We start from the raw sequence: 23,256 nt of genomic DNA, 5'->3' as shown, positions 1-23,256 counted from the left end.
ATATAGATAAGTTCAGTATAGGGCCCTTATTTATAATTCTCATTATACGAACTATAATGAGAATTTCTTTTTTAACAGAAATTACTATTTAAAAGGGCGTTTTTTCAGTATTTTAAGGCCAGCAAATTAATTACTGGCAATTTTTTAATATTCACATGAAGAAACCACTCTTATCGATCATTTTTTGTCTTACGCTGGTAATTTTAGCCTTACATTCTTACGCACAGGCAGATCAGCACCGGCCCCGTATTGCTATTGCCGGATTAGGCATAGAATCCAGTACATTTTCTCCTGCCCTATCTCTTGAAGAGGCTTTTAAAGCGAAGTATGGGGCTGATGTATTTACTACTTATCCTTTTATGGCTATTGATTCCCCGCTACGCCAGAAAGCGATCTGGTTCCCTACACTTACCGGGCATGCACTACCTGGGGGTGCTGTTACCAGAGCAGCTTATGAGTCGCTGGTCAATAAAACACTGGATTCATTAAAAAAACATCTTCCTTATGATGGACTGTATTTTGACATCCATGGCGCCATGAGTGTGGTGGGCCTGCCAGATCCCGAAGGTGATTTCATTGAAAGGATCCGCAAAGTAGTAGGTGGTAAAACGATTATTTCCACTTCAATGGACCTGCATGGAAATGTTTCCTGGCGACTGGCCAAAAATTCTGACCTGATCACCTGTTACCGGATGGCACCTCATGAAGATGCAATGGACACTAAAAAACGTGCCGTACAGAACCTGCTGGAAAGAATAACCAGCGGAAAGGGAAAACCTGCTTACAAAGCCTATGTATCTGTTCCCATCCTATTGCCAGGTGAAAAAACGAGTACAAGAATAGAACCAGGGAAAAGCCTGTACCATGAGGTAGCTCCCGCTGCTGCACAGGAAGGTATTATAGACGCCGCCATCTGGATAGGTTATGCCTGGGCTGACGAACCCCGTAACCATGCGGTGGTGATGGTAACCGGAGATGATAAAGAAAAAGTAACGGCTACGGCGGAGCGCCTGGCGAAAGACTTCTGGGATGCCCGGTCGCGCTTTGAATTTGTAGCACCTACAGGTACCCTTAAAGAAAGCCTGGATAAAGCGGTAGCCAGTAAAAAACACCCGTTTTTCATTAGTGATTCTGGAGACAACCCTACTGCAGGTGGTGCCGGAGATGTAACCTGGACTTTAACGGAAATACTAAAAAGGCCGGAGTTTAAATCAGCGAACGGACCATCATTGATATATGCTTCTATTCCGGGGCCCGAACTGGTAAAAAAAGCAATAGCTGCCGGCGTAGGTAAACCAGTTGATGGTTATGCAGGCGCTGCCATTGATGCTCGTTTTGCACCTCCCATTAAATTATCAGGCACGGTAGAGTCCATTGTAAAAGGAGACAAAGATGCAGGCATTGAAGTAGTAGTAAAAGTAGGAAGCGTAAATGTGATCGTTACCCAAAAACGTAAGCCTTACCACAAAGAAATTGATTTTACAAATTTGGGGCTTCACCCCCGCCAGTCGGATATAGTTGTCGTAAAAATTGGTTACCTGGAGCCTGAATTGTATGCCATGAGGGCCGACTGGATATTGGCTTTAACCCCGGGCGGTGTAGACCAGAACCTGGAGCGTCTTCCTTACAAAAGAATTGAACGGCCAATGTTTCCATTTGATAAAGATATGAAGGAACCAGATCTTAAAGCAAAGCTGGTGCCCGCATCTGATAGTCTTTAAGGCAACAGAAGGAAATCCAGTGTTATCCATTATTACAATAGATGAGCACTGGATTTCGTATTACTGGTATTTGGTTAAGATACTATACAGCTTATCCATTTTTGTTAGCTGATTATTAGTATACTTACCTTCCTTGAAAATATTATTATTAGTATTGGTACTCATCAATTGGAAAATATTAGCATTGGTAATCAATGTAGATTTGGTAGTACTAATTTTTCCGTTTAATGCGGGTCTGGCGGTATTCTTCTGTCCTACACTGGCCAGGCCTTTTGCACGGCCCATGTTTAAATTTCCTCTTTGTGCTTTGATATCAATTTTATATGAATTTGCATCAAACGAGCTTAAAATGGTAGTTACCTCCTGTTTATCCCTTTGTGACAGGGGCTTGCTCACGCTTAGTGCAACCTGACCATAACTGGCAATAGAAAAAAAAGAAATTACCAGGGGTACTACTATAGCTTTTAAACTATTCATGGTATAGAATTTATATTTGCGCCTACTCTTTAAAGGTTTTTCAGCTTCCCCCTGTATTTAATTATCTCAGTTCAACCCTGCGTAGTGCTGAACAGGTCTGGCTTCTTTAGCGCGATAGGCTGCGATATCACTGATCACATCCGCCCCAAAGGCAAACAGTGAAAGAAAGATCATAATGGATGCGAAAAACCACATGCCCATTAATATTCCTATCCCCAGGTGCAGCCCAACGATCATCACCAGCCATATCACCCTGATGTTCTTCTTCCACATAAAATAGGTATAGCCTATTTCTATAATCAGAACCCCTATCCCCATCAGCAATGGAAGAAAGGGATAAAAGGCAATCCAGGAAAAATTGTAATTGTTAAAGATGGGCATCATGAAGGTTCTCCAGATTGCTTCTCCATTCAGCCACTGTTTACCCAGGCATTTTTCTATCCCTGAAGAAAGATATACAAAACACATTTGTATCTGGATCATACGCATGGCAATACCCGCTGAAACAGATGCTTTTTTATATTGACTGATACCGATCAGGGAATCCAAAGCATAGGTGCTGTTCAATGGAAAAAACAAAGCATAAAATAAGGATAACTGCGTAAATACCTCCACGCCATAAACAATTCCGCTTCCGGTATTGATATAAGCCAGATGCAGGATAAAACAGAGAAAAGTGCTGATTTTGGTAAACAGTCCAAAAAACAGACATATACAGGAGAAAAAGAATATTTTCATCACCATTACAGCAGCGTCATCAGGAGAGATACTGAACAGTTTAGCCAGGAAAAGGGAATAATCACCGATATGGGGAGAAAAGTTATAATTACTTACTTTAGAAATTGTCCATTGTAATAATCCATATTGCCCGTAAAAGGTGAGGTAATTGGCACTTAGGACAGCTAGTTTTCCTATACAAATAAGCGCCAGCCCCATACGGAAAAACAATAAGGGGTAAGTTGGTTTTTCAACCTCAATAAACTTAAATATGGAAGAGTATAATTTATTCAGCTTCTTTAGCATAGATGGTAGTTTGATAATACAGGTTTTTAGTGACCCGTTTGCCCTCCCTGAATTGTTTCATGGTAGGAATAATATTTTTGTGAACGGTAATCAGTACCTGGTTCACCGCGCTGTCTGTATTCATGCAGTACAAGCCCCAGGACCTGGCGAACAGATCCATCTGGGATTTACTGTTTCCTTCACTAAAATGCCAGAGCATAGTCAGGTACCGGATTTTACTTTCCAGATTAGGCTGGTTTAATAAAAATGGATGGCCAAGGGAATCGTTCTTTTGATAGACCTTCAGGTTTAACACATAATCTTCATTTACCGTTGGTGCAAAAAAGCCGAAATTCCTGTTGGCATAGGTATAGGATGAATATAAGCCTACAACGGATGATAATGGATTCCAGTTGATCAACTCGAATAAGTGGGTCACCGTGATAAAGACAAGCCCAAAATGGATCAGGATAAGTATTTTTTTAACGTTATTCAAAGGATTGGAAATGGACTGTTAAACTAAATTGTTTATCGGTTTATTGGTATTTGCTTAGAATAGTATACAGCTTATCCATCTTGCTCAGCTGGCTATTTGTGTATTTTCCTTGTACAAAGACGTTATTGTTGGTATTGGTACTCATTACTTTGAACACGTTGTTGTTCGTGTTAGTGCTCATTACAGCATTTTTGAATACATTGTTGTTGGTATTGGTAGAAGCTACAGCGCCTGATCCTACTGTTCTGGTAGTGTTTTTTTGTCCTACACTTGCCAGTCCTTTTGCGGTTGCTTTACCCATCATTAAACTGCCTTTTTCAGATTTCATATTCAGTTTATATGAATTCGCGTCAAACGACTTCAAAATGGTACTTACCTCTTGTTTGTCACTCTCTGACAGAGGTTTATTAACTGTTAATGCAACCTGGCTAAAGGCACTGAATGAAAACAATAAAACTACCATAAGTAGCATTGTAAATCTTAATTTGTTCATAGTATTAGGTTTATAATTTGGGGCCTACTCTAATTAGGGTTTTCAGCTACCCCCTTTGTTTAACAGTCCATCATCAATTATGATTTTGATTCCATTTCACGAAGCTAGAAAATGGGATAACCGAAAAAAATGGTCATTAATTGCTATTTTTACAATAGTTAAAACACTTATATTTAGCAATTTATAGCTAAAACGTATTTATAGATCCTATTTAGCGAAAAGACTGCAAACCCGGGTTTATTCCTGCATGGAGTAAACCCGGGTTTGCATTAAATTTCAATAAATGCCGTAAAAAAACCATCGTCAATGTATGACGATGGTTCCTGAATTGTTTACAATTTAATAATGGCTATTACAGGGAAGCAATTTTCTCAAAAACCCTGGCAATAACTTCAGCACCGGGGTCTGGAATATTCCTTAATACCGCCTCAGATAAATAAGACGAACGTCCGAACTTAGTATTGATAATATTTTTGGTATTATCGGCCCCATCCCTTGCCTGTTGTGCAGCAATTGCCAGCGATTCTTTTTTTGCCAGCGATTCAAAAGCAGGTTGCAGTGCATCAATCATTGTTCTGTCGCCTTTTTCAGCCCCGCCATAATCTTTTACCTTTTGCAATCCTTCCACTAAGGCTTTACCCAGGTCAGGATTTTTTGAATAAGCATTTCCGGCAGCCGTAAACAGGATAGACAACAAGACACCACTTGAGCCCCCTGCTTCCCTGGCCAGGATACGGCCTAGTGTGAGCAGTAATTTACCGGTATCATTTAACGGAAGTTTAGCCACTACTGCCTGAAGGCGTTTGCCAGCTAAAGCAAAGGTAGATCCGGCATCGCCATCACCTACTTTGGCGTCAAGGCCATTGATCTCTTTTTCGATGGCTACCAATAGGCCAGCCACTTCCTCAATAAGCTTTTGTACCCCACTATTGGCTGAAGCTTCGTAAGGCATCGTTTCAGGAAGTTTAGGACTGCTGATTGTAGCTGGTTTTTTAAATGACTGTACCTGCCATGAAGAAGGTTCTGCAGGTGCCAGTAACGCTTTTTCAAATTCTTCGTTCAGCAGCAAAACGGAAACGGAAAAGCCGCTCATATTGATGGAAGACATCAGGGCTCCGGGGCCGATCATATAATCTATTTGTTCAGCCAGTTTGGTTTTACTAAAAGAGTTAACCAGCAGGCTCATTTCTATAGGGCTAACGCTCCCCATATTATTAAAGATCATGGCATACCTTCCGTTTTTACCCGGCAAATTTGCTTCCAGCTTATCGATAGCCAATGCCATCAGCTGATCTGCCGGCGCATAGGCTACAACTTCTATTCCAGGCTCACCGTGGATTCCCAGCCCCAGTTCTACCTGTTGATCTGTTAAACGGGAAACGGTTTCCTGTCCGAGGTGAAAAACTTCGGTCAGGGAAAGCCCTATGGAAGCCGTGCTGTCGATTACCTTTTGTGCAGCTACTGCAATTTCATCTAGTGATTTTCCTTCTTCGGCCAGTTGTCCGGCGATCTTATGGACAAATAACGTCCCGGCTAATCCTCTTTTTTTGACATCGTTTCCAAGAGCAATATCGTCATCTACCGTTACAGTCTTTACATCAAGGCCTAAGGCACGCGCCTGTTCGGCAGCCAGACCGAAATTTAAACGGTCTCCTGTATAATTCTTTATAATTAATAAACAGCCTTTAGGTCCTGTAGCAGCTAAAATAGCAGATAATACGGCATCTACAGTAGGCGACGCAAATATATCACCGCAAATCGCAGCAGTAAGCATCCCCTTACCTACAAAACCAGCATGGGCAGGTTCATGCCCGGATCCCCCGCCAGAAATGATAGCGACTTTTGATTTATCCCAGTCCTTGCGTATCACTACGCGCACTTCCGGAAAGCTATCTAACTTGGCTAATTTTGGGTTGGTTAACAGTCCATTTATCGCTTCATTTACAATTTGGTCGGTCTCATTGATGAAAAATTTCATACCTTATCTTTTTATGATGATAACAAAAGAATGAGGGATGATGTTTCATTTGTATTGAGATTTCTTTCGATTTGTTTTGTTTTATTTCTTTTCAGCCGGCACAAAATCTTCAAACAAATCACGCTGTTGCCATATTACTTCTTTTTAAATTGAATAATAAAGAATACACCATATCTATTTTTCTATAGATGAGCGTTAACACCTGATTGGCCAGTTCTGCACCAAAGGTTTCTTGTACATAGGCCAGATCTATCTGGATTTCATCAATAACTTTTCTTTTTTCATCTGCCTTATCCCTGGTACCGTCCCAAACCCAGGTCAGGTTTAAAAACTGTCTGGTCTGATCGTTTTGCTGGATGACATTTTCTTCATCAACAATATCAATAGTTAACGCATGAATGGTTTCTACTTTTTTTAAACTATATACTGACATTTTTTAAGTATTTAATGGTTCGGAAATCTATACGAATATAACCTCCCTGCCAATCACTAAATATGACGGGTATCAGTAAAAAAGAAGATCTTGAATGGCTTTTATTAAAACAATAGCCTGACATTAAAGAGCTGTTCTTATTACAGTTTTCGCATTAAAAAAAACTAATTTTGCGGACCGGAAAAAATAAATAGCTATCCCTTTAGGATAATCAAAAACAATTCAAACGATAAGCAATTCACGGTGAGGGCAATATGACAACAAGTACATTGAAAAACAAATCTATAAAAGAAAAACACCAGGGTATTGCTACGCTGCTGGCATTTTCATTACTCCCTTTATCCGGCTTTGCTACCGATATCTATATCCCCTCTCTTCCTACCATGGCGGCAACCATCCATGTGAGCGATATCCAGGTGCAGCTTACCCTGAGTTTATTCCTGATCAGTTATGGCGTTTCCCAACTATTTATTGGCAGTGTGCTGGACAGCTTTGGCAGGTACCAGATTACACTGGTTTCCCTGGTTATCTTTGCCATCGCCAGTGTAGTGATTGCTAATACCCAAAACATTTACATCATTTATCTGATGCGGATTATTCACGGGCTCACTGTAGGTGCAATCATTGTGGCCAAAAGGGCCTATTTCGTAGATATGTACAGCGGATCGCAGCTGAAACATTACCTCAGTCTTTTCTCCATTATCTGGTCAACCGGACCAATTGTTGCCCCTTTTATCGGGGGTTATCTGCAAACTTCATTTGGCTGGGAATCCAACTTTTACTTTTTAGCGCTGTTCGCCGTGGTTGTGGTGGTTCTGGAACTTATTTTCAGCGGTGAAACTTTAGAGCATTCGATGGATTTTGATGTTAAAAAAATCACCAGGATATATGTTGACATGATTAAAACCACCAGTTTTACCTTGGGTATCATCATGCTTGGACTGGCTTATTGTATGGTGATGATTTACAATATGACCGGGCCTTTTATCATCGAACATCATTTTAAATTGTCCCCTGTGATTGCTGGTTACAGTTCTCTGGTATTGGGATTTGCCTGGATGGTTGGCGGGTTTATTGGCAAAGCCACTATCAACAAACCTTTTTTCAAGCGGGTGGTGGTAAACCTTGGGCTGCAGCTGCTTTTTGTAATAGCCATGTTCATTAGCCTGGGCCTGATATCCAATTTATACTCACTGATCTTCTTTGCCTTTATCATTCATGTGGGTGCAGGATTTACCTTTAACAATTACTTTACTTATTGCCTGGGTAAGTTCCCTAAAAATGCGGGTATAGCAGGTGGCCTTACCGGCGGGATCAATTATGTGATTGTCTCGTTTTTAAGTTATGGCATTATCAATTTTATTCCGGCAAAAGATGAGCGGAACCTGAGTTACAGTTACTTTATTCTGATCATGCTGTCGGTATTGATCATGTATTTGGTTTTCAGGGCAAACAGAAAAACCAGCACTTTAGAACATTAAAAAAGGCAATAGCCTTACAGCTACTGCCCTTCATCTTAATTTATTTTACTAATTAACTCCATTTCCAATTCTTCACTTCTGGCATATCATCAAGATTAGCGCGGATATAGGTTACATGTTCTTCCAGTTTAGACTCACAATAGCTGATAAATGCGTCAGCATTCTGATGTAAAAGCGGAACTCTTTTTACGGCTTCCATAGCCAGGTGAAAACGGCTCATCTGGTTTACCACTACCATATCAAAAGGTGTAGTGGTAGTTCCTTCTTCCATAAATCCCCTCACATGGAATCGTGCGGGATCAGGACGGCCGTGGATCAGGTCGTGAACAATGCGCACATAACCATGAAAAGCAAAAATCACAGGGGCTGTTGTGGTGAACAGCGAATCAAACAGCTCTTCGCTCATTCCATGCGGGTGATAGGCCACAGGCGATAAAGACATCAGGTCTACGACATTTACCAGACGGACTTTCAGCTCTGGCAGGTGTTCTTTCAGCAGCCAGGCAGCCGCTACTGTTTCCAGGGTAGGCACGTCTCCGGCGCAGCCCAGGATCACATCCGGTGCCTCACCATCTTCATTCCCTGCCCACTTCCAGTCGGACGCTCCTTTTGCACAATGCTCAATTGCTTCATCCATGGTTAGCCATTGCAGTTCGGGTTGTTTACCTGCAATCACTACATTCACATAATCCTTACTGCGCAGGCAATGGTCCATCACCGACAATAAAGTATTGGCATCAGGTGGTAAATAGATACGGATCACCGTACTTTTTTTATTGGCTACTGTATCAATAAAACCTGGCCCCTGATGGCTGTATCCATTATTATCCTGTCTCCAAACGTGAGAGGTGAGCAAATAATTCAGCGAAGCCACCGGTTTGCGCCATGGCAGTTCTCGAGAGGTTTTAATCCATTTGGCGTACTGGCTGAACATGGAATCCACAATCGTTACAAAAGCCTCATAACAAGGGAAAATCCCATGTCTTCCGGTCAGCAGATAACCTTCCAGCCATCCCTCGCAAAGGTGTTCACTCAGCACTTCCATTACCCGCCCATCAGAGGCAAGCTTCTCGTCCTTAGCCAGTATTCTTTCCATAAAAACACGGTTGGTAGTTTCAAATACTGCTTCCAGGCGGTTAGAATTTGTTTCATCCGGGCAGAACAGCCTGAAATTCTTCGTTTCTTCATTCAACTTAAAAATATCACGAAGAAAGCCTCCCAGATTACGGGTACTCTCTGCCTCGGCAACACCTGGCGATTTAACTTCCAGTGCATATTGTTTAAAATCCGGCATTACCAGGTCTTTTAACAAGAGGCCACCATTGGCATAAGGTTAAGCACTCATTCGTTTATCACCCTGTGGTGCCAAAGCGGCAAGTTCTGGTATCAATTTACCTTTTTCATCAAATAATAACTCCGGATGATAACTGCGCATCCAGTCTTCCACTACCTTTAGCTTTGCAGGATCTTCCTTTGCGCCCATCAGAGGAACCTGGTGGGCACGGAAAGTACCTTCGATAGGTACGCCATCCCATTCTTTAGGGCCAGTCCATCCCTTAGGGGTCCTTAGAATGATCATCGGCCAGAAAATGCCGTGGATCACACCAGACTCCCGTGCATCCTGTTGTATTTTTTTTATTTTGCTGTATACCAGATCGAGCTTCTCTGCCATTAGCTGGTGCACATCCATCGGCACATCACCTTCTACAAAAAACACTTCATAACCATGGCCGGTAAAGAGTTGTGTTAACGATTCATCGGTCATCCTGGCCAATACAGTAGGCCCTGAGATTTTATATCCGTTTAAGTGAAGGATAGGCAGCACAGCACCATCTCTTATCGGGTTAAGAAAAGCTACTGAAGTCCAGCTACCTGCAAGCGGGCCTGTCTCGGCTTCTCCGTCGCCAATTACACAGGCAGCGATCAGATCAGGGTTATCGAATACGGCACCAAAGGCATGCGACATAGAATAACCCAGTTCACCACCTTCATGAATAGACCCGGGAGTGTTAGCACTAACATGACTTGGAATACCTCTGGGCGTCGAAAACTGGCGGAACAGGGTTTTCATTCCTGCTTCAGACTCATCAACTGCGGGATAGATCTCAGAATAAGTTCCTTCGAGGTAAGTATGTGCAAGAATTGCCGGGGCACCATGTCCGGGACCGCAGATATACAGAATATCTGCTCCTGTATCTTTAATCAGCCGGTTCAGGTGCAGGTAGATTAAGTTTAATCCGGGAGAAGTTCCCCAATGACCTAATAATCTGGGCTTAATATGCTCCGGTTTCAATGGTTCCTTTAACAGAGGGTTGTCCTGAAGATAGATCTGTCCTGCGGCAAGATAATTGGCAGCCTGCCAGTAGGCATGCATGTTTTTAATGGTTTTTTCTGAAAGTAAATTCATAAGTATCGGTCTTAATTATTTCTTATTCATGAGTTGGAGCGTATGTTTAGCAATCATCCATTCTTCATTGGTCTGCTGCACATTAATGATCACCCTGCTTTTTTTATGGGAAATTTCGTCCCTTGACTCTTCTTTCTTTTTTTCGTGGAGGTCCATACCCAGGAAACCCAAATCTTTACAGATCCGCTGACGGATGACAGCAGAATTTTCACCGATACCGCCAGTAAATACCAGCCGGTCTACCCCGCCCATAGCTGCAGCCATGGCAGCGATAAACTTCCTTGCAGAATAACAAAATACAGTAATCGCTTCTTTCGCCTGTGCATTGTTCTTTTCGGCCTTCAATAGCTCCTGTATATCGCTGATTCCCGCGATAGCCTTTAAACCGGACTGCTTACTCAGTATATCGTCCAGTTCTTCAACGCTTAACGTGCCTTGTTTCATCAAAAACAACACTACCTCCGGGTCCAGGTCGCCACTGCGGGTGCCCATCACCAAACCACCCGTAGGGCTTACTCCCATAGTGGTATCCACACAAGTACCATTCTTAACGGCAGCCATACTGGCACCATTGCCAAGGTGGGCGATAATGATCTTTTCGCGGGCAATCCTTGGGATTCTTTCTCCAAGTGCATGCATGATGTATTCATAAGACAGGCCGTGGAATCCATAACGGATTAAACCTTTAGCTTTATACTGTGGAGGAAGTGGATAATCCTTGCTGTGAGAAGGCATATCCTTGTGAAAGGAAGTATCAAAACAGGCTACTTGCGGGATGTTTGTAAAAGCCTGCTGAAAGATTTCTATTGTCCTGATTTCATCAGGCAAGTGATTTGGTGCCAGGTAAATAAATCCATTTAGTTCAGCTAACAATTGAGCTGTGATCAGCTCTGGCTGCCGATGTTCAGGACCTCCCTGTACTAAACGGTGGCCAATACCTTTCAACAGGTAATCTCCTGCCTTTAGCCATTCGGCTACTTCTGTTGCTGCCGTTTCCATCGACGGATATTCCTTGTCCCTTTTTTCCAGGACATGCCCATCCCTGTCTTTAATTTCGAGTTCCCCTTGTTTACCACCTATGCGGCTTACGGTTCCTGATAACTTTAATTTAAAGGGATCAGTGCGGTATAAGGTAAACTTTAAGCTGGAAGAACCGCCATTCAAACTGAGGATATAGGTATTTTGTTCCTTCTTCATTATATAAATTTTTAAAATTGATCATAGATTGAGAGAAACAGCTGATGGCTAAGCTATACGTTAAGGGAGCATAAAAAAATGACCACAATCATTAAAAAACAGTGGGTAAAACATCTGGAATCTCAAGTCGCGCCACACCAATACGGTTATCTGCCATTCCATAATACACATCAAAAACACCCGGTTTGCCCAGGTCATGCCGGCAATCTATTCCTGTTGGAAATACTACATCAGCAATCACGCCTACTCTTTCTTCGGGAAGATCTGGCGACAAAATAGGTTCTGGCGAACGGTACAAAATTTTATGGGGATCATCCTTATCCAAAACCATTACTCCTGCCGAATAACTCAGCTGACGTTTGTCCATCCCCGGCGATGTCGTTTCGCTGACCCCGTGATACAAAAAAAGCCATCCATGTTTGGTCAATATGGGTGGCGTGCCTGCGCCTATCTTCAATTTTTCCCAGGGCTGTTTGGGTATTGCCAGTGGATGGTTGGAAACAAATTTGGGTAGGTGACAATCGATAGGTTGCTCTGCTTTGTAATGGCTGTAGGAAATCCAGATACATTCATGATGCTCCCTGATTTCCCTGTCAATGGGATACCGCACGGTTTCCTCCGGCCTGGTACCAGGAAACAAAGGCCGGTGCAGCATCGCTATTGAAGGGTGTCCGCTTGGGCTCATGATCTCAAATGGAAACAAACAGGCATCCTTATTATCAATATGATTAAACTGAATATCTTCATAATTGGAATATTCGGCCAGGCCCAAACGCTCCCAGTGGATCAAATCTTTTGATTGCGCCAGGGCAATACGTGGCCCCTCTGGGGAAAACGCAGTATAGGTCATCATATACTGCTTTAACGGTTCCGAATACGTAACCCGGGGGTCTTCGCATCCGCCACCGCCATCCAGACGTTTTTCGTAATCGGCTTCGGGTTCCAGTGCAATACCCAGACGGTCTACCCCAATGGGGTCGCCATTTTCATTAAAACGTACTTTGGCAATGCCGATACGGGAATAATTGCCTTTGGCCACCAAACGCGGAAAAAGATAAAGCCCTCCGTCGGGCCCTCTTACCGCTGCCGGATTTAAAACCCCTTCAGTTTCGTTGGCATTACCAGGTTCAGGTTCCATAACGATTCCCAGGCGGTGTAATTTAAATTCGTTCATATATTTTGGTCTACGTTTTAGTTAGGCAGGCAATGATCCCTTCCACTACCCTTTTGGTTTCTTCTGGATCACGGACCTGGATACAAACTACGCCGGTTGTTCTTGCAGGGTGATCATTTCCACCTTCAAACAAGGCATCGCCGATAAAGATCATTTCAGCGATAGCGATATCCAGCGTTTGCTGAAGCTTATGGATGCCATAGGCCTTATCAATCCCTGTTTTAGTAATATCAATGGAAGTGGCGCCGCCAATGTTCACAGAAAAACCCTTTAAGGGTTCTGCGAGCAGCTCCTGTATCTTTTTACGTTTGGTGAAATCGGGGTCCCAGTCCTTCTTAGCGCTAAGTGGCGCTTCTTGTCCTAGTCCTGAAAAAGTGATCTGGCTGCCGCGGTCGTCGATCTGCTTTCCCCAGGTTTTCTCTGGTTTAAAGCCCGATGTCTCAATGGCGCTATTTAGATTTTTGATGATCTTATCCCTTTCATCGGCCGTAAAATTCTCGGCATAGAGTTGTTTCCATCCCTGGTGATATTGGTAATACTTGGTGCCGCAGGTGGGGAGGATAGACAAATTGTCGAGTACCTGGTTTTGAGGCAGGTGTGCTAATACCTGTTTTTCGAATTGCGGCCAGTCGCCCCCTGATATAATAGCCACTTTAGCTACTTCAAGCAGGCGGCTTAAAATGCCGGCCATTTCGTCATCCAGACTTGCCTTGCTCTCGGCCAGCGTACCGTCAAGGTCAAAAATTATTAATTTTTTCATGGTCGTCGGTCAAATTGAACAGCCATTATTTGCGGCTGTTGTTCAATCATTAAAACGACTGGTAGCGGGATTAGTTTTGCTTTATTCAATAATAAACTGAATAAGACAATCAGATGTAGATCAGGAAGATTTTAACTGTTTTTTACAGCGGCTAAAGCATTGGCATTAACCCGGAACAATAAAAAAGCACCAATTACCAGCGTAATGATCCCCTCTGTTAAAACCGTATCTGGCGTTCCAACCCAGGTGGCAACAAAACCTACCAATAGACTTCCGATAGGGATCATCCCAAAAATCGCCATCGCATAAAAACTGATCACTCTGCCGCGCATTGCGGGATCTACTGTAGTCTGGATCAGTGTACTGCTGGCGGTAACCTGCTCCATCATTCCAAAACCGGATAGGGTAGCAAATACCAATGCCAGGGGATAATAAAGTGGTATGGGAAAACAGTACAATTTTTGCCCGGCAGGACAGTTAAGATAACGGCCTGTGCCATGGAAGCAAACTGGGTTAACAGCAGTACCATAAACTTATTTTAACGGTCGGAAACTACCCCACCCAGAAACGAAAAAATAAAGGAGGGGAACAAACTTGCAAAAACCGTGAGGCCAAGCATAAATTTAGAATGTGTTTCTGAATACACTACCTAGCTTACGGCAGTTTTCTGCATCCAGGTACCGATCAGTGAAACTGCCTGGCCGCCAAAGTAAAGCCTGTAATCACGACTTTTAAAGGCGTTAAAGGTATTGATATTCATTTAACGCTTTATTCAAGATCAACAATTTTGGTAAGCGGGCCAATCGCTTCCATCAGGATGAGCTGTTCTTTTTTTGTACAAACTTTGGAAATGGCTGCACTTAACCATTCATCACGTTCATTTCTCACTACCTGTATTCCTGCTTTGCCTTTTTCAGAAAGGGAAATAAGAACTTTTCTTTTATCACTTACCGAATCCGTTTTGGTAATCAGCCCCAATGCAGACAGGCGGTTAAGCAACTGCCCCATAGATTGCGGGGTTATCTTTTCCATAACGGCCAGCTCGGCGGACAAAAGTTGTTCATGCTGATCCAGCAATACCATGACGGAGCGCTCATTTTGTGAAAGCTGAGAATCAGCGGGGCTCAATTTACGTAGCTTTCTTAGCATCCTGGTAAGTAAAGGCCTAAGCTGAGCGGCGAGTATATCGTGAATTTCGGTAGACATATGATCTGACAATATAATAAGTTTAGCTTCCAAATATAAATGAATAATATTAGATTAAGCCTTCCCTGAAAGCAGAAAAGAGGATGTCTCCTATAAAGGTTACATCCTCTTTTTAACAACAACCTGATCGCTCAGGATCGAAATTATTATGGGTTAACTTTGAACTCTACCCTACGGTTTTGCTCTCTGCCTTCTTCAGTATCATTGGAAGCAATCGGTACTGTTGCACCAAATCCTTTAACCGATAAATTGGCTGCATTGATACCGGCATTAACCAGGTAAGACTTTACTGCATTTGCCCTGTCAACGGATAGTGACATATTATGTTCTACTGTTCCTTCCGCAGAAGAGTTACCATTCAGCGTAAATTTAACCGAAGGATCTTTCTTCATCTCTGCTGCTACCTGGTCTAAAACTGCAAAAGAAGCAGTTTTTAAAACGCCTGAATTAAATTCAAACAATACAGGATTAAAGTTGAAGTTTGGTTTTTCAGGTGCAGGCGCTGCTTGTGCTACAGGTGCTTCCTGCGGTTTTTCAACTGGCGCGGCTTTTGGGGTTTCTACCTGTGGATTAGTCTTAGGCTTAACCACCATCTTTTTTGCCTTACATGCCTGCAGTGAAAAGACAGATAGTGCGATAAGAACAAGTAATAAATTAGATTTTAAAATTCTCATTATGGGTTTTTTTTGTAAACATAAAAAATATCTCTCATTTCTCTCACAGATCAAAGCCTGTTTTTAACGATCAGAGCAGATATATATTAAAAACGGATTAAATTAAAAAATAGTGCGCCACATATAGAAATCAGCTCTGGCGGCAATACTGAATTGGTGTTTGTTTTTATCGGGCAAACCCTACAATGGCATGAAAAACCTAGGGGATAACTTAAAATGAGCTGCTAATAGAGCGATATGCTTCAGGTTGTATTTAGCTGCATTGTTGCCATTCTCAACGTTACCAATAAAAGAGGCTGAAACATGCAAAATTATACCAAGTTCTTTTTGACTCAGCTGTTTTTCCCTTCTAAATTTAGAAATTGCATTAATGACGAATAATTCAATATCCTCCATAAATATATTTTAAAAATACAATCCGCATGCTTTAATTACGATCCATTTACCTGTAATAGAGATAAATTAAATTAAAATTCATTCGCAGTTATATTTTAACCAAAAGCATGCCAAAATTACCCTAATTGATAGTCTTATATAGTTCATCAGCAATCTTTAATATATTTCGTAAAGAAGGGTTCTTATCGTCTGTCCGCCAGTGGATATACAGGTCAGTATTAAAAGGGATTTCGATAACACGGACACCTGGCGTGCAATGGTGCAAAAAATCGAGCGGCAAAATCGCTATGCCTAAACCCTTGGATACCAGCCCCAGTATACTTGAACCAAAGTCTGACTGATAGTGTGCCTGGGGAACAACACCATAGGATTTAAAAATTTCCTGTACGATAAAGTGATAACTGCTCTTCCGTTCGGCAACAGGAAGAATAAATCGTTGAGCAGCTAAACTCTCTGCAGTTATATCATCGCAACCCCTGAAAGGATGATTATCAGGAACAAAAAAAGCTACCGGCTCAGTTTTTATCTTTCGTGAACTTATACCAGGCAAGATATTGACCTGCCGGGTAAAGGCCATATCAATTTTATAATCCCGCAGTGACTCCTGAACATTCTCATAAAGTAATTGTATAAGTTCTATGGTTAATTCAGCATGTTGGTTCGCTATTGCGAAAACCAGATCGGGCAAGAGCGAATAGGAAATAGAATCGGGATGGGCTATCGTAATACTGCCGGTTTCCCCCTCATTTATTTTCCTGGCAAAAAGATGAACATAATTTAAATCATCCAGCAGTACAGCCCATTTATCCCTTAAAAAAGCACCGGAAGCAGTAAGTCTTACATTTCGCTTATTCCGCTCAAAAAGTTGTAGCCCCAGTTCTTCTTCCAGTGCCTGTATCTGGCGGCTCAAAGCCGACTGAGTAATATTCATTATGCTGGCGGTATTCCAGAAATGCAGTTCATCTGCTAATTTAAGAAAATTCGTGATTTGCTGAATATCCATGTTTGATGCTAAAAAATCATTAATCAACACAAAAATAGCATTTTTTCGGATTTATTGACTCCATACCTTTGACTCAGACAATGTCATTATGAACACATTCAGCAGACGCGATTTAATTAAAAAAAGCAGCGTGGCTTTAGCCGCACTTTACTTACCTTTCCAGTTAAAAGCCTTCAGTTCATTTCTACCAGCAAAACCAGATTCCTCAACCACACTTATGATAAAGCCCTTTTCAGCAAACATACCGCAACCTGTTCTTGATGATTTAAAATTAAGGTTAGCGCAGACACGCTGGCCAGATGAGCTCAATGGCTCTGAGTGGAATTATGGTACAGATCTGGGTTATATGAAAGAACTGACCAAATACTGGCTGCACAAGTTTGACTGGCGAAAAACTGAAAATCAGATCAACTCTTATCCAAATTTCATAGCAGATATCAATGGACATCAGATACATTTTCTCCATATCAGGGGAAAAGGAAAACGATCAATTCCGCTGATCATCACCCACGGATGGCCGGGTTCCTTTCTTGAAATGATGAAAATAATCCCCCTGCTCACCGAAGATCCTGAGCTTTCTTTTGACCTGGTAATCCCTTCCATCCCAGGATTTGGATTTTCAGGTAAAGTACATCACCCGGGTTGTAACAGTTCATTTGTTGCAGAGATCTGGCATCAGCTGATGTTGGAATTGGGCTACAACCGTTATGGAACACAGGGAGGCGATATTGGTTCGGGAATCAGCTCATGGCTGTCTTTAAAATACCCTGCTAATATCATCGGTCTGCACCTGAATTATATTTCCGGTTCTTACCAACCTTATTTGGCAGAAAACGAAAAACTTACTGATGAAGTTCTGGCGTTTCAGCAAACAGGCGCCGCCTGGTCGGCCAAAGAAGGGGCCTATGCTTACCTTCATGCCACAAAGCCACTCACCGCAGCTTATGGGTTAAACGATTCACCGGCAGGACTATGTGCCTGGATCATAGAAAAATTCAAAGGCTGGAGCGATAACAGCGGATATATTGAAAATACCTTTACCAAAGATGAGTTACTGGCCAATGTCACGTTATACTGGGTAACGCAAAGCATCCATTCATCTATGCGGATGTATAACGAAAACAGTAAAAAGCCTCTGGTTTTTGGAAAAAATGACTTTGTAAAAGTACCGGTGGGCTTTGCTAAATTCCCGAAGGAGCTGCCTACCCCGCCACGCTCATATATTGAAAAAGGTTTTAATATCCGGCACTGGACGGTAATGCCTGCAGGTGGACACTTTGCAGCTGCCGAACAACCTCATTTGCTGGCTAAAGACATCCGGGATTTCTTCTCCAGGCTTGAATAGTTTGGTATTCATCATATGGAGAATTTAGTTACATATCGTATTTTTGTCTATGCAGCAGTCAAAGATTCCACGTTTGGAAATAGAAACATTTGAGCAAAATAACTTTCAGGTTCCTTTGCTGAAAGTAGAACCTTATCTTCCAGATGCCACCTATTTTAGTATAAAAAACCGGGAAACTTATCCCGCAAATGATTATATCTCACCCAACCGGAGAAAGTTTTATAAGATCATGCATGTAACCAAAGGTACAGGAACCTTAACCATTGGATTACATCAGTACCTATTGGAACCGGGTATGATAGCTTTTATTCATCCCGATGAAATCATCTCCTGGCAATCCACAGAAACGCAAGGCCAGGGAGGGCATTTTTGCCTGATGCATCCCAACTACTTTGAGGATACAGCCCATATCCTGAACCTGTTTAGAAATTACCCATATTTTCAACCTTCAAAGGCAGTTATTCAGCTCGATCCGGATCAGTCATCAAGAATAGATCATCATTTCCGGTTGATCCTGGAAGAAGATCAAAGCCTGCATAAAGATAAAAAAGACGCGATCTTTTTACAGCTGCAACTGGTATTGCTGGAAGCACAGCGGGCCGGAAAAAACCTGACTGATATAGCCGTTCCGGAAAGCTACCGCTATATTCACGGTTTTTTAGCTTTGCTGGAATCTGCCTTTCAGATACAGAGCCCTTCAGAAATTGTAAAGATAAAAACAGCTGCAGAATTTGCCGGACAGTTAAACGTACATCCAAACTATCTGAATGCTCTTGTCAAAAATCATACAGGCAAAACATTAAGGGAGCATATTCAGGAAAGGCTGATGTATGAAGCCAAGGTATTGCTAAAACATACAGACTGGGATATACAAGCCATCAGTTCTTCATTAGGATTCTCTGAGCAGGCAAATTTCGCTGCTTTCTTTCATAGGAATGAAAAATCATCTCCCTCCCTGTTTAGAAATTCTTCTGTTTCAATGGTACATCTTTGAAAATCACAACTATCGCTATGATCTGAATAAACCCTTTGCGGGCGTTTATCTTTTCCTTTGTACCATAAATTTTAATTATGGAAACTCAAAGAAAAACATGGTTTATCACCGGTACTTCACAGGGAATTGGCCTGGTGCTGGTACAAAAACTTTTGTCGCAAGGTTATAATGTGGTAGCAACTGCCCGTAACCTGGAAGTACTAAAAACTGCCGTTAATGTAAATTCCGATAGTTTCTTACCGCTTCAATTAGACTTGACAGATGAAGAAAACATTGCAGGTGCTGTAAAAGCAGCGGTTGAAAAGTTCGGAACGATAGATGTGCTGGTAAATAATGCAGGTTATGGTTTGATGGGCGGTATCGAAGAATCTTCAGACCAAGAGGTAAAGGCTAATTTTGATGTCAATGTATTTGGCTTATTAAATGTAACCAGGAAAATATTGCCGGTTATGCGCAAACATAAATCAGGACATATCTTTAACCTGTCGTCGGTATTTGGTTTAATTGCCGGTGCCGGCTGGGGAATTTACTGTGCTACCAAATTTGCCGTAGAAGGTTTATCTGAGGCCCTGGCACAGGAAATTAAACCATTTGGCATTAATTTAACGATCATTGAACCGGGATATTTCCGCACTAATTTTTTAAGCGGAAGCTCAATTGTTGTGCCTGAACATCCCATACTTGAATACACGGCAATCGAAGAAAACAAGCGTAAACATTCGGAAGACATTCCAGGTAACCAACCCGGTGATCCGGAAAAAGCTGCCGATGTGATGATCAGCATTGCTCAATTAGCAGAAGCACCGTTGCGTTTATTATTGGGATCAGATGCGTACCAGTTTGCAAATTATAAAATTCAAATGCTTCAGGAAGGTATGGAATCTAATAAGGCGATTACACTTTCTACTGATTTTGCAGATTAAAAAAAAGTATTCTCCTGAATTAGCGTTCAGGAGAATACTATCAGATTAGATTAAACAATTTCAACTGTAACTATCGGCATGGTTAAGCGTCTTAATGAAAACCGATAAAGATGACGAAAAAAGGCAATCTCCCTGTATTCTTTTCCTTACTACTAATTATTTGTACTTCTGGAAGCAGTTGGTGCCAGGAAAACAAACCCCTTTTAACCGATAACCCTCTAAAAAACCATCTGGATTCTGCAGTTCAGAAAGCTTCGGCGGAATACATGAGCAATCCGAAAACCATTGGCCTCTCCATCGCAATTTATAAAGACGGTCATAATTATTTATACAATTATGGAGAATCAAAAAAGGGAACCGGCCAGCTCATTAAGGCAGACCAGCTCTTTAACCTGGGATCTATAGCCAAAACATTTATAGGAATAATGCTGGCAGAAGCAGTAATTGAAAAAAAGGCAAATTTAAATGATGACATTCGGAAATATCTTCCCGGCAAATACCCCAATTTAGCCTACCAGGGCCATCCTGTAAGGTTGATTGATATTGCCAGCCATACCTCTGCCCTTCCTAAATCGTCAAGGAATTTCCCGTCAAAAGTAATGGATAGTATAAAGACCCTCCCTCTTCCAGGACAGCTACATTTCTTTGCACTGTACAATCAGGATACCTTAATGAAGGATATGCACCATTTCCAACTAGATACCATTCCAGGCACCAGGTATGATTATAACGGCAATGCGATGACTATCCTAATTCTGTTACTGGAACGTATCTATCATCAGCCTTACGAACAACTGGTTACCAGTTACCTTAAAACCCATCTCGGTCTCTATGACACCCGTACAAAAATACCTGTGAACCAGCTGAGCCGTTTTATGCAGGGTTACAAGGACGCATCACGTCCGGTACAGTGGTATGATCTTAGCAATAATACAGCTACTGAAATTAATACCAACTTGTTTTATCCGGGAGGGCCAAGCATGAATTCAACGATGTCTGATATGCAAAAATACATGGTAGCCAATGTCATGGGAAAAGATCCTGCTATCAAATTAGCCCATCAGCAGACTTATCTTCATCCTAATGGGACAGGTATAGCCCTGAGCTGGATGTGCGGCGAAAGCAATGGGAAACGTTTTTATTACCATAGCGGGCAAACAGGCCTTGGATTTACCACTTTATGTGCCGTTTATCCATCAGAGAATCTGGGTTTCATGATACTTGTCAATGAAAAGATGAGTGAGGATAATGTTTCTGATTTGAGGGATACCATTAAAGAAGCAATTAAATAGACGTTGATAACAAATCTTTTGAAGCCAAAAAACATAGGTTAGTAATCTTCCCATTGGTTCTCAGTGTATTTATGATTTTGAATGTTACAGTGGCTCCTGATTTAATCAGATGCTGATTAAATCAGTAAAAACAATTGTTACCGAATCTTAATTATCAATTTCCAGAACATTCTTAAGCCGGTTCAGAAATCGGCGCAAAGATGTTCTGGAATTACTCATCCCGCAATAAAATATCGGCTTGTAGCTGGCCGATATCAGGGTTTTTCTTTGGCGTTCTGAAATTCAATATGTTTGTAGCCCCACTTTCTCATTTCCCTTACTATAGGATAAAGACTTTCTCCATAAGCCGTTAAAAAATACTCAACCCGTGGCGGTACTTCAGCAAAGACTTTACGGCTGATCAAACCATCTTTTTCGAGTTCATCCAACTGCCGGGCAATCATCCTTTCGCTAATGGTAGGAAGCGTTTTTTTCATCTCACTGAAGCGGTTCCTTTCTTTTTTAATTAGTACAATCAAAGTTGTTTTACACTTTCCTTTAATTACTTTCAAAAAAGCATCAGAAGGACAAGTCAATTCAATTTTTTCTATAGCTACCATATTTGTTTCTCATTGATAATCAACAAAACTGTACTTTATTTCAGCAAGTGAATGGAATGTAAGTTATTGTTTCTTAAAATTTTATTCTTCAAATTTATCAAAAAAACAAAGATGGAAACACTTTTCAAAGCGCTTATAGTAAGAGAAAATGACGGAAAATTTGATCTGGCAGTAGAAACAATATCAACTCCCGAATTGCCAAAAAACGAAGTATTAATTAAGGTAAGTTATTCATCTGTAAACTATAAAGATGCATTATCAGCTTCAGGCAATAAGGGTGTTACGCGAAAGTTCCCGCATATCCCGGGAATTGATGCTGTGGGCACGGTTGTTTCTTCTATGGTAGTCCAATTCCAACCAGGCGACGACGTATTGGTAACTGGCTACGATTTAGGTATGAATACCTGGGGTGGCTTTGGTGGATACATCAGTGTACCTGCTTCCTGGATAGCAAAACTTCCTGAAAACCTTTCTCCACTTGAGGCCATGAGTTTTGGTACAGCAGGTCTAACAGCTGGATTGTCGGTATATCATCTTATCAATTCAAATGTGAAGCCTGATAGTGGTAAAATAGCTGTAAGCGGGGCCACAGGTGGTGTAGGAAGTATATCAGTTGCTGTTTTATCCAAATTAGGTTATGAAGTTGTAGCTATATCCGGCAAAGATGAACCAATTTTTCTTACGCGCACATTGGGCGCGTCATCATCCATATCGAGGCAGGAATTTGTAGAAAAATATAATACAAAACCTTTGTCAGCCACAGAGTTTGCAGGGGGAATAGATACCGTAGGCGGGAATATATTATCGGCTATACTAAAATCTTCCAAATATAATGGTGTGGTCACCTGTTGCGGCCTTGTCGCCTCAACAGAACTTTCCACCAGCATATTCCCATTTATTCTCAGGGGTGTAAAGTTAATCGGAATTGATTCTGTAGAACAGCCTGTAAACATTAAACAGCAAATTTGGAACCTGCTAAGTGAAGAATGGAAACCTGCAAATTTAAGTGAGCTGATTGAGGAAATTTCTTTAGAGCAGCTTCCTGAAACACTAAAAAACATTATCAATGGAAAAGCTAAAGGCAGGTATGTTGTAAGACATAATCACTAAAATGTTTGTCACCCTTGCAGCGTATCAGATCGAAAGATTCACAATAATTAAATTAAACAATCAGATAACAATATATAGCGGGTACACTAAATTAG

24 protein-coding genes are annotated in these 23,256 nt (G+C 41.6%); 7 read left to right on the top strand and 17 right to left on the bottom strand.

Translation table 11 applies throughout. The features are described 5' to 3' along the window. The first annotated feature begins 155 nt into the window (after window positions 1-155). Window positions 156-1,721 (top strand): M81 family metallopeptidase, encoded by a 1,566-nt coding sequence (locus GSQ84_RS25265; RefSeq protein WP_158800144.1) that lies wholly within the window; start codon window positions 156-158, stop codon window positions 1,719-1,721. A gap of 60 nt (window positions 1,722-1,781) precedes the next feature. Here the strand turns inward: GSQ84_RS25265 and GSQ84_RS25260 are convergent, their stop codons facing one another. From GSQ84_RS25260 to GSQ84_RS25235, 6 genes are all read right to left on the bottom strand, one after another. Beyond that, window positions 1,782-2,198 carry a hypothetical protein gene (locus GSQ84_RS25260; RefSeq protein WP_158800143.1) on the bottom strand — a complete coding sequence of 139 codons (417 nt, stop codon included), beginning with the start codon at window positions 2,196-2,198 and terminating at the stop codon, window positions 1,782-1,784. A gap of 66 nt (window positions 2,199-2,264) precedes the next feature. Next, window positions 2,265-3,221: a hypothetical protein gene (locus GSQ84_RS25255; protein ID WP_158800142.1), complete on the bottom strand. Its 957-nt coding sequence runs from the start codon at window positions 3,219-3,221 to the stop codon at window positions 2,265-2,267. After that, window positions 3,202-3,696: a hypothetical protein gene (locus GSQ84_RS25250; RefSeq protein WP_158800141.1), complete on the bottom strand. Its 495-nt coding sequence runs from the start codon at window positions 3,694-3,696 to the stop codon at window positions 3,202-3,204. Before GSQ84_RS25250 ends, GSQ84_RS25255 begins: the two co-directional genes overlap by 20 nt. A 40-nt stretch (window positions 3,697-3,736) precedes the next feature. Beyond that, window positions 3,737-4,189 carry a hypothetical protein gene (locus GSQ84_RS25245; RefSeq protein ID WP_158800140.1) on the bottom strand — a complete coding sequence of 151 codons (453 nt, stop codon included), beginning with the start codon at window positions 4,187-4,189 and terminating at the stop codon, window positions 3,737-3,739. A gap of 352 nt (window positions 4,190-4,541) precedes the next feature. Beyond that, on the bottom strand, window positions 4,542-6,167 hold the full coding sequence (locus tag GSQ84_RS25240; RefSeq protein WP_158800139.1) for a dihydroxyacetone kinase subunit DhaK: 1,626 nt from the start codon (window positions 6,165-6,167) through the stop codon (window positions 4,542-4,544). A 118-nt stretch (window positions 6,168-6,285) separates the two neighbouring features. Further along, on the bottom strand, window positions 6,286-6,600 hold the full coding sequence (locus GSQ84_RS25235; protein ID WP_158800138.1) for a hypothetical protein: 315 nt from the start codon (window positions 6,598-6,600) through the stop codon (window positions 6,286-6,288). A gap of 254 nt (window positions 6,601-6,854) precedes the next feature. Between GSQ84_RS25235 and GSQ84_RS25230 the strand changes: the two genes are divergently transcribed. Further along, window positions 6,855-8,081, top strand: a complete 1,227-nt coding sequence (locus tag GSQ84_RS25230) for an MFS transporter (RefSeq protein ID WP_158800137.1) — start codon at window positions 6,855-6,857, stop codon at window positions 8,079-8,081. Window positions 8,082-8,133: 52 nt separating this feature from the next. On the opposite strand, the gene GSQ84_RS28150 is transcribed toward GSQ84_RS25230, so the two are convergent. The 10 genes from GSQ84_RS28150 to GSQ84_RS25185 form a co-directional block, all read right to left on the bottom strand. Further along, window positions 8,134-9,375 (bottom strand): phosphoketolase family protein, encoded by a 1,242-nt coding sequence (locus tag GSQ84_RS28150; protein ID WP_254070984.1) that lies wholly within the window; start codon window positions 9,373-9,375, stop codon window positions 8,134-8,136. A 39-nt stretch (window positions 9,376-9,414) separates the two neighbouring features. After that, entirely contained in the window at window positions 9,415-10,488 is a 1,074-nt protein-coding gene (locus GSQ84_RS28145) for a phosphoketolase family protein (RefSeq protein ID WP_254070983.1), read from the bottom strand. A gap of 15 nt (window positions 10,489-10,503) precedes the next feature. Next, on the bottom strand, window positions 10,504-11,685 hold the full coding sequence (locus GSQ84_RS25220) for an acetate/propionate family kinase (protein WP_158800136.1): 1,182 nt from the start codon (window positions 11,683-11,685) through the stop codon (window positions 10,504-10,506). A gap of 91 nt (window positions 11,686-11,776) precedes the next feature. Further along, window positions 11,777-12,859, bottom strand: a complete 1,083-nt coding sequence (locus tag GSQ84_RS25215; RefSeq protein ID WP_158800135.1) for a glycosidase — start codon at window positions 12,857-12,859, stop codon at window positions 11,777-11,779. Between the two features lie 10 nt (window positions 12,860-12,869). Continuing rightward, a complete protein-coding gene (locus GSQ84_RS25210) occupies window positions 12,870-13,619 on the bottom strand; it encodes an HAD-IIB family hydrolase (protein ID WP_158800134.1) in 750 nt (249 codons plus the stop codon). A gap of 131 nt (window positions 13,620-13,750) precedes the next feature. Then, on the bottom strand, window positions 13,751-14,077 hold the full coding sequence (locus GSQ84_RS28140; RefSeq protein WP_254070982.1) for an MFS transporter: 327 nt from the start codon (window positions 14,075-14,077) through the stop codon (window positions 13,751-13,753). Window positions 14,078-14,387: 310 nt separating this feature from the next. Beyond that, complete coding sequence (locus GSQ84_RS25200) at window positions 14,388-14,825, bottom strand: MarR family winged helix-turn-helix transcriptional regulator (protein ID WP_158800133.1); 438 nt, start codon at window positions 14,823-14,825, stop codon at window positions 14,388-14,390. Window positions 14,826-14,971: 146 nt separating this feature from the next. Next, window positions 14,972-15,499, bottom strand: a complete 528-nt coding sequence (locus GSQ84_RS25195) for an OmpA family protein (RefSeq protein WP_158800132.1) — start codon at window positions 15,497-15,499, stop codon at window positions 14,972-14,974. Window positions 15,500-15,679: 180 nt separating this feature from the next. After that, entirely contained in the window at window positions 15,680-15,895 is a 216-nt protein-coding gene (locus tag GSQ84_RS25190) for a helix-turn-helix domain-containing protein (RefSeq protein ID WP_158800131.1), read from the bottom strand. Window positions 15,896-16,016: 121 nt separating this feature from the next. Next, window positions 16,017-16,898: a LysR substrate-binding domain-containing protein gene (locus GSQ84_RS25185; RefSeq protein ID WP_158800130.1), complete on the bottom strand. Its 882-nt coding sequence runs from the start codon at window positions 16,896-16,898 to the stop codon at window positions 16,017-16,019. Window positions 16,899-16,986: 88 nt separating this feature from the next. Here GSQ84_RS25185 and GSQ84_RS25180 point away from each other — a divergent pair, with 88 nt between their 5' ends. The 4 genes from GSQ84_RS25180 (at window position 16,987) to GSQ84_RS25165 (ending at window position 21,452) form a co-directional block, all read left to right on the top strand. Next, window positions 16,987-18,243: an epoxide hydrolase family protein gene (locus GSQ84_RS25180; protein WP_254070981.1), complete on the top strand. Its 1,257-nt coding sequence runs from the start codon at window positions 16,987-16,989 to the stop codon at window positions 18,241-18,243. 49 nt (window positions 18,244-18,292) lie between these two features. After that, window positions 18,293-19,237, top strand: a complete 945-nt coding sequence (locus GSQ84_RS25175) for an AraC family transcriptional regulator (RefSeq protein WP_158800129.1) — start codon at window positions 18,293-18,295, stop codon at window positions 19,235-19,237. Window positions 19,238-19,314: 77 nt separating this feature from the next. Continuing rightward, window positions 19,315-20,160: an oxidoreductase gene (locus GSQ84_RS25170; protein WP_158800128.1), complete on the top strand. Its 846-nt coding sequence runs from the start codon at window positions 19,315-19,317 to the stop codon at window positions 20,158-20,160. 110 nt (window positions 20,161-20,270) lie between these two features. Next, the gene (locus tag GSQ84_RS25165; RefSeq protein ID WP_158800127.1) at window positions 20,271-21,452 is read left to right on the top strand and encodes a serine hydrolase; all 1,182 of its coding nucleotides are present in this window, start codon (window positions 20,271-20,273) and stop codon (window positions 21,450-21,452) included. A gap of 254 nt (window positions 21,453-21,706) precedes the next feature. Here GSQ84_RS25165 and GSQ84_RS25160 read toward each other — a convergent pair whose 3' ends face one another. Continuing rightward, entirely contained in the window at window positions 21,707-22,051 is a 345-nt protein-coding gene (locus GSQ84_RS25160; RefSeq protein ID WP_158800126.1) for a helix-turn-helix domain-containing protein, read from the bottom strand. A 111-nt stretch (window positions 22,052-22,162) separates the two neighbouring features. Between GSQ84_RS25160 and GSQ84_RS25155 the strand changes: the two genes are divergently transcribed. Further along, entirely contained in the window at window positions 22,163-23,161 is a 999-nt protein-coding gene (locus tag GSQ84_RS25155) for a YhdH/YhfP family quinone oxidoreductase (RefSeq protein ID WP_158800125.1), read from the top strand. Window positions 23,162-23,256: the final 95 nt, after the last annotated feature.

It is taken from the genome of Pedobacter sp. L105 (genome assembly GCF_009765875.1).
In the GTDB taxonomy this organism is placed as follows: Bacteria; Bacteroidota; Bacteroidia; order Sphingobacteriales; family Sphingobacteriaceae; genus Pedobacter.
The sequence above is the reverse complement of the archived record's forward strand: the minus strand, read 5'-3'. Positions and strand labels throughout refer to the sequence as shown.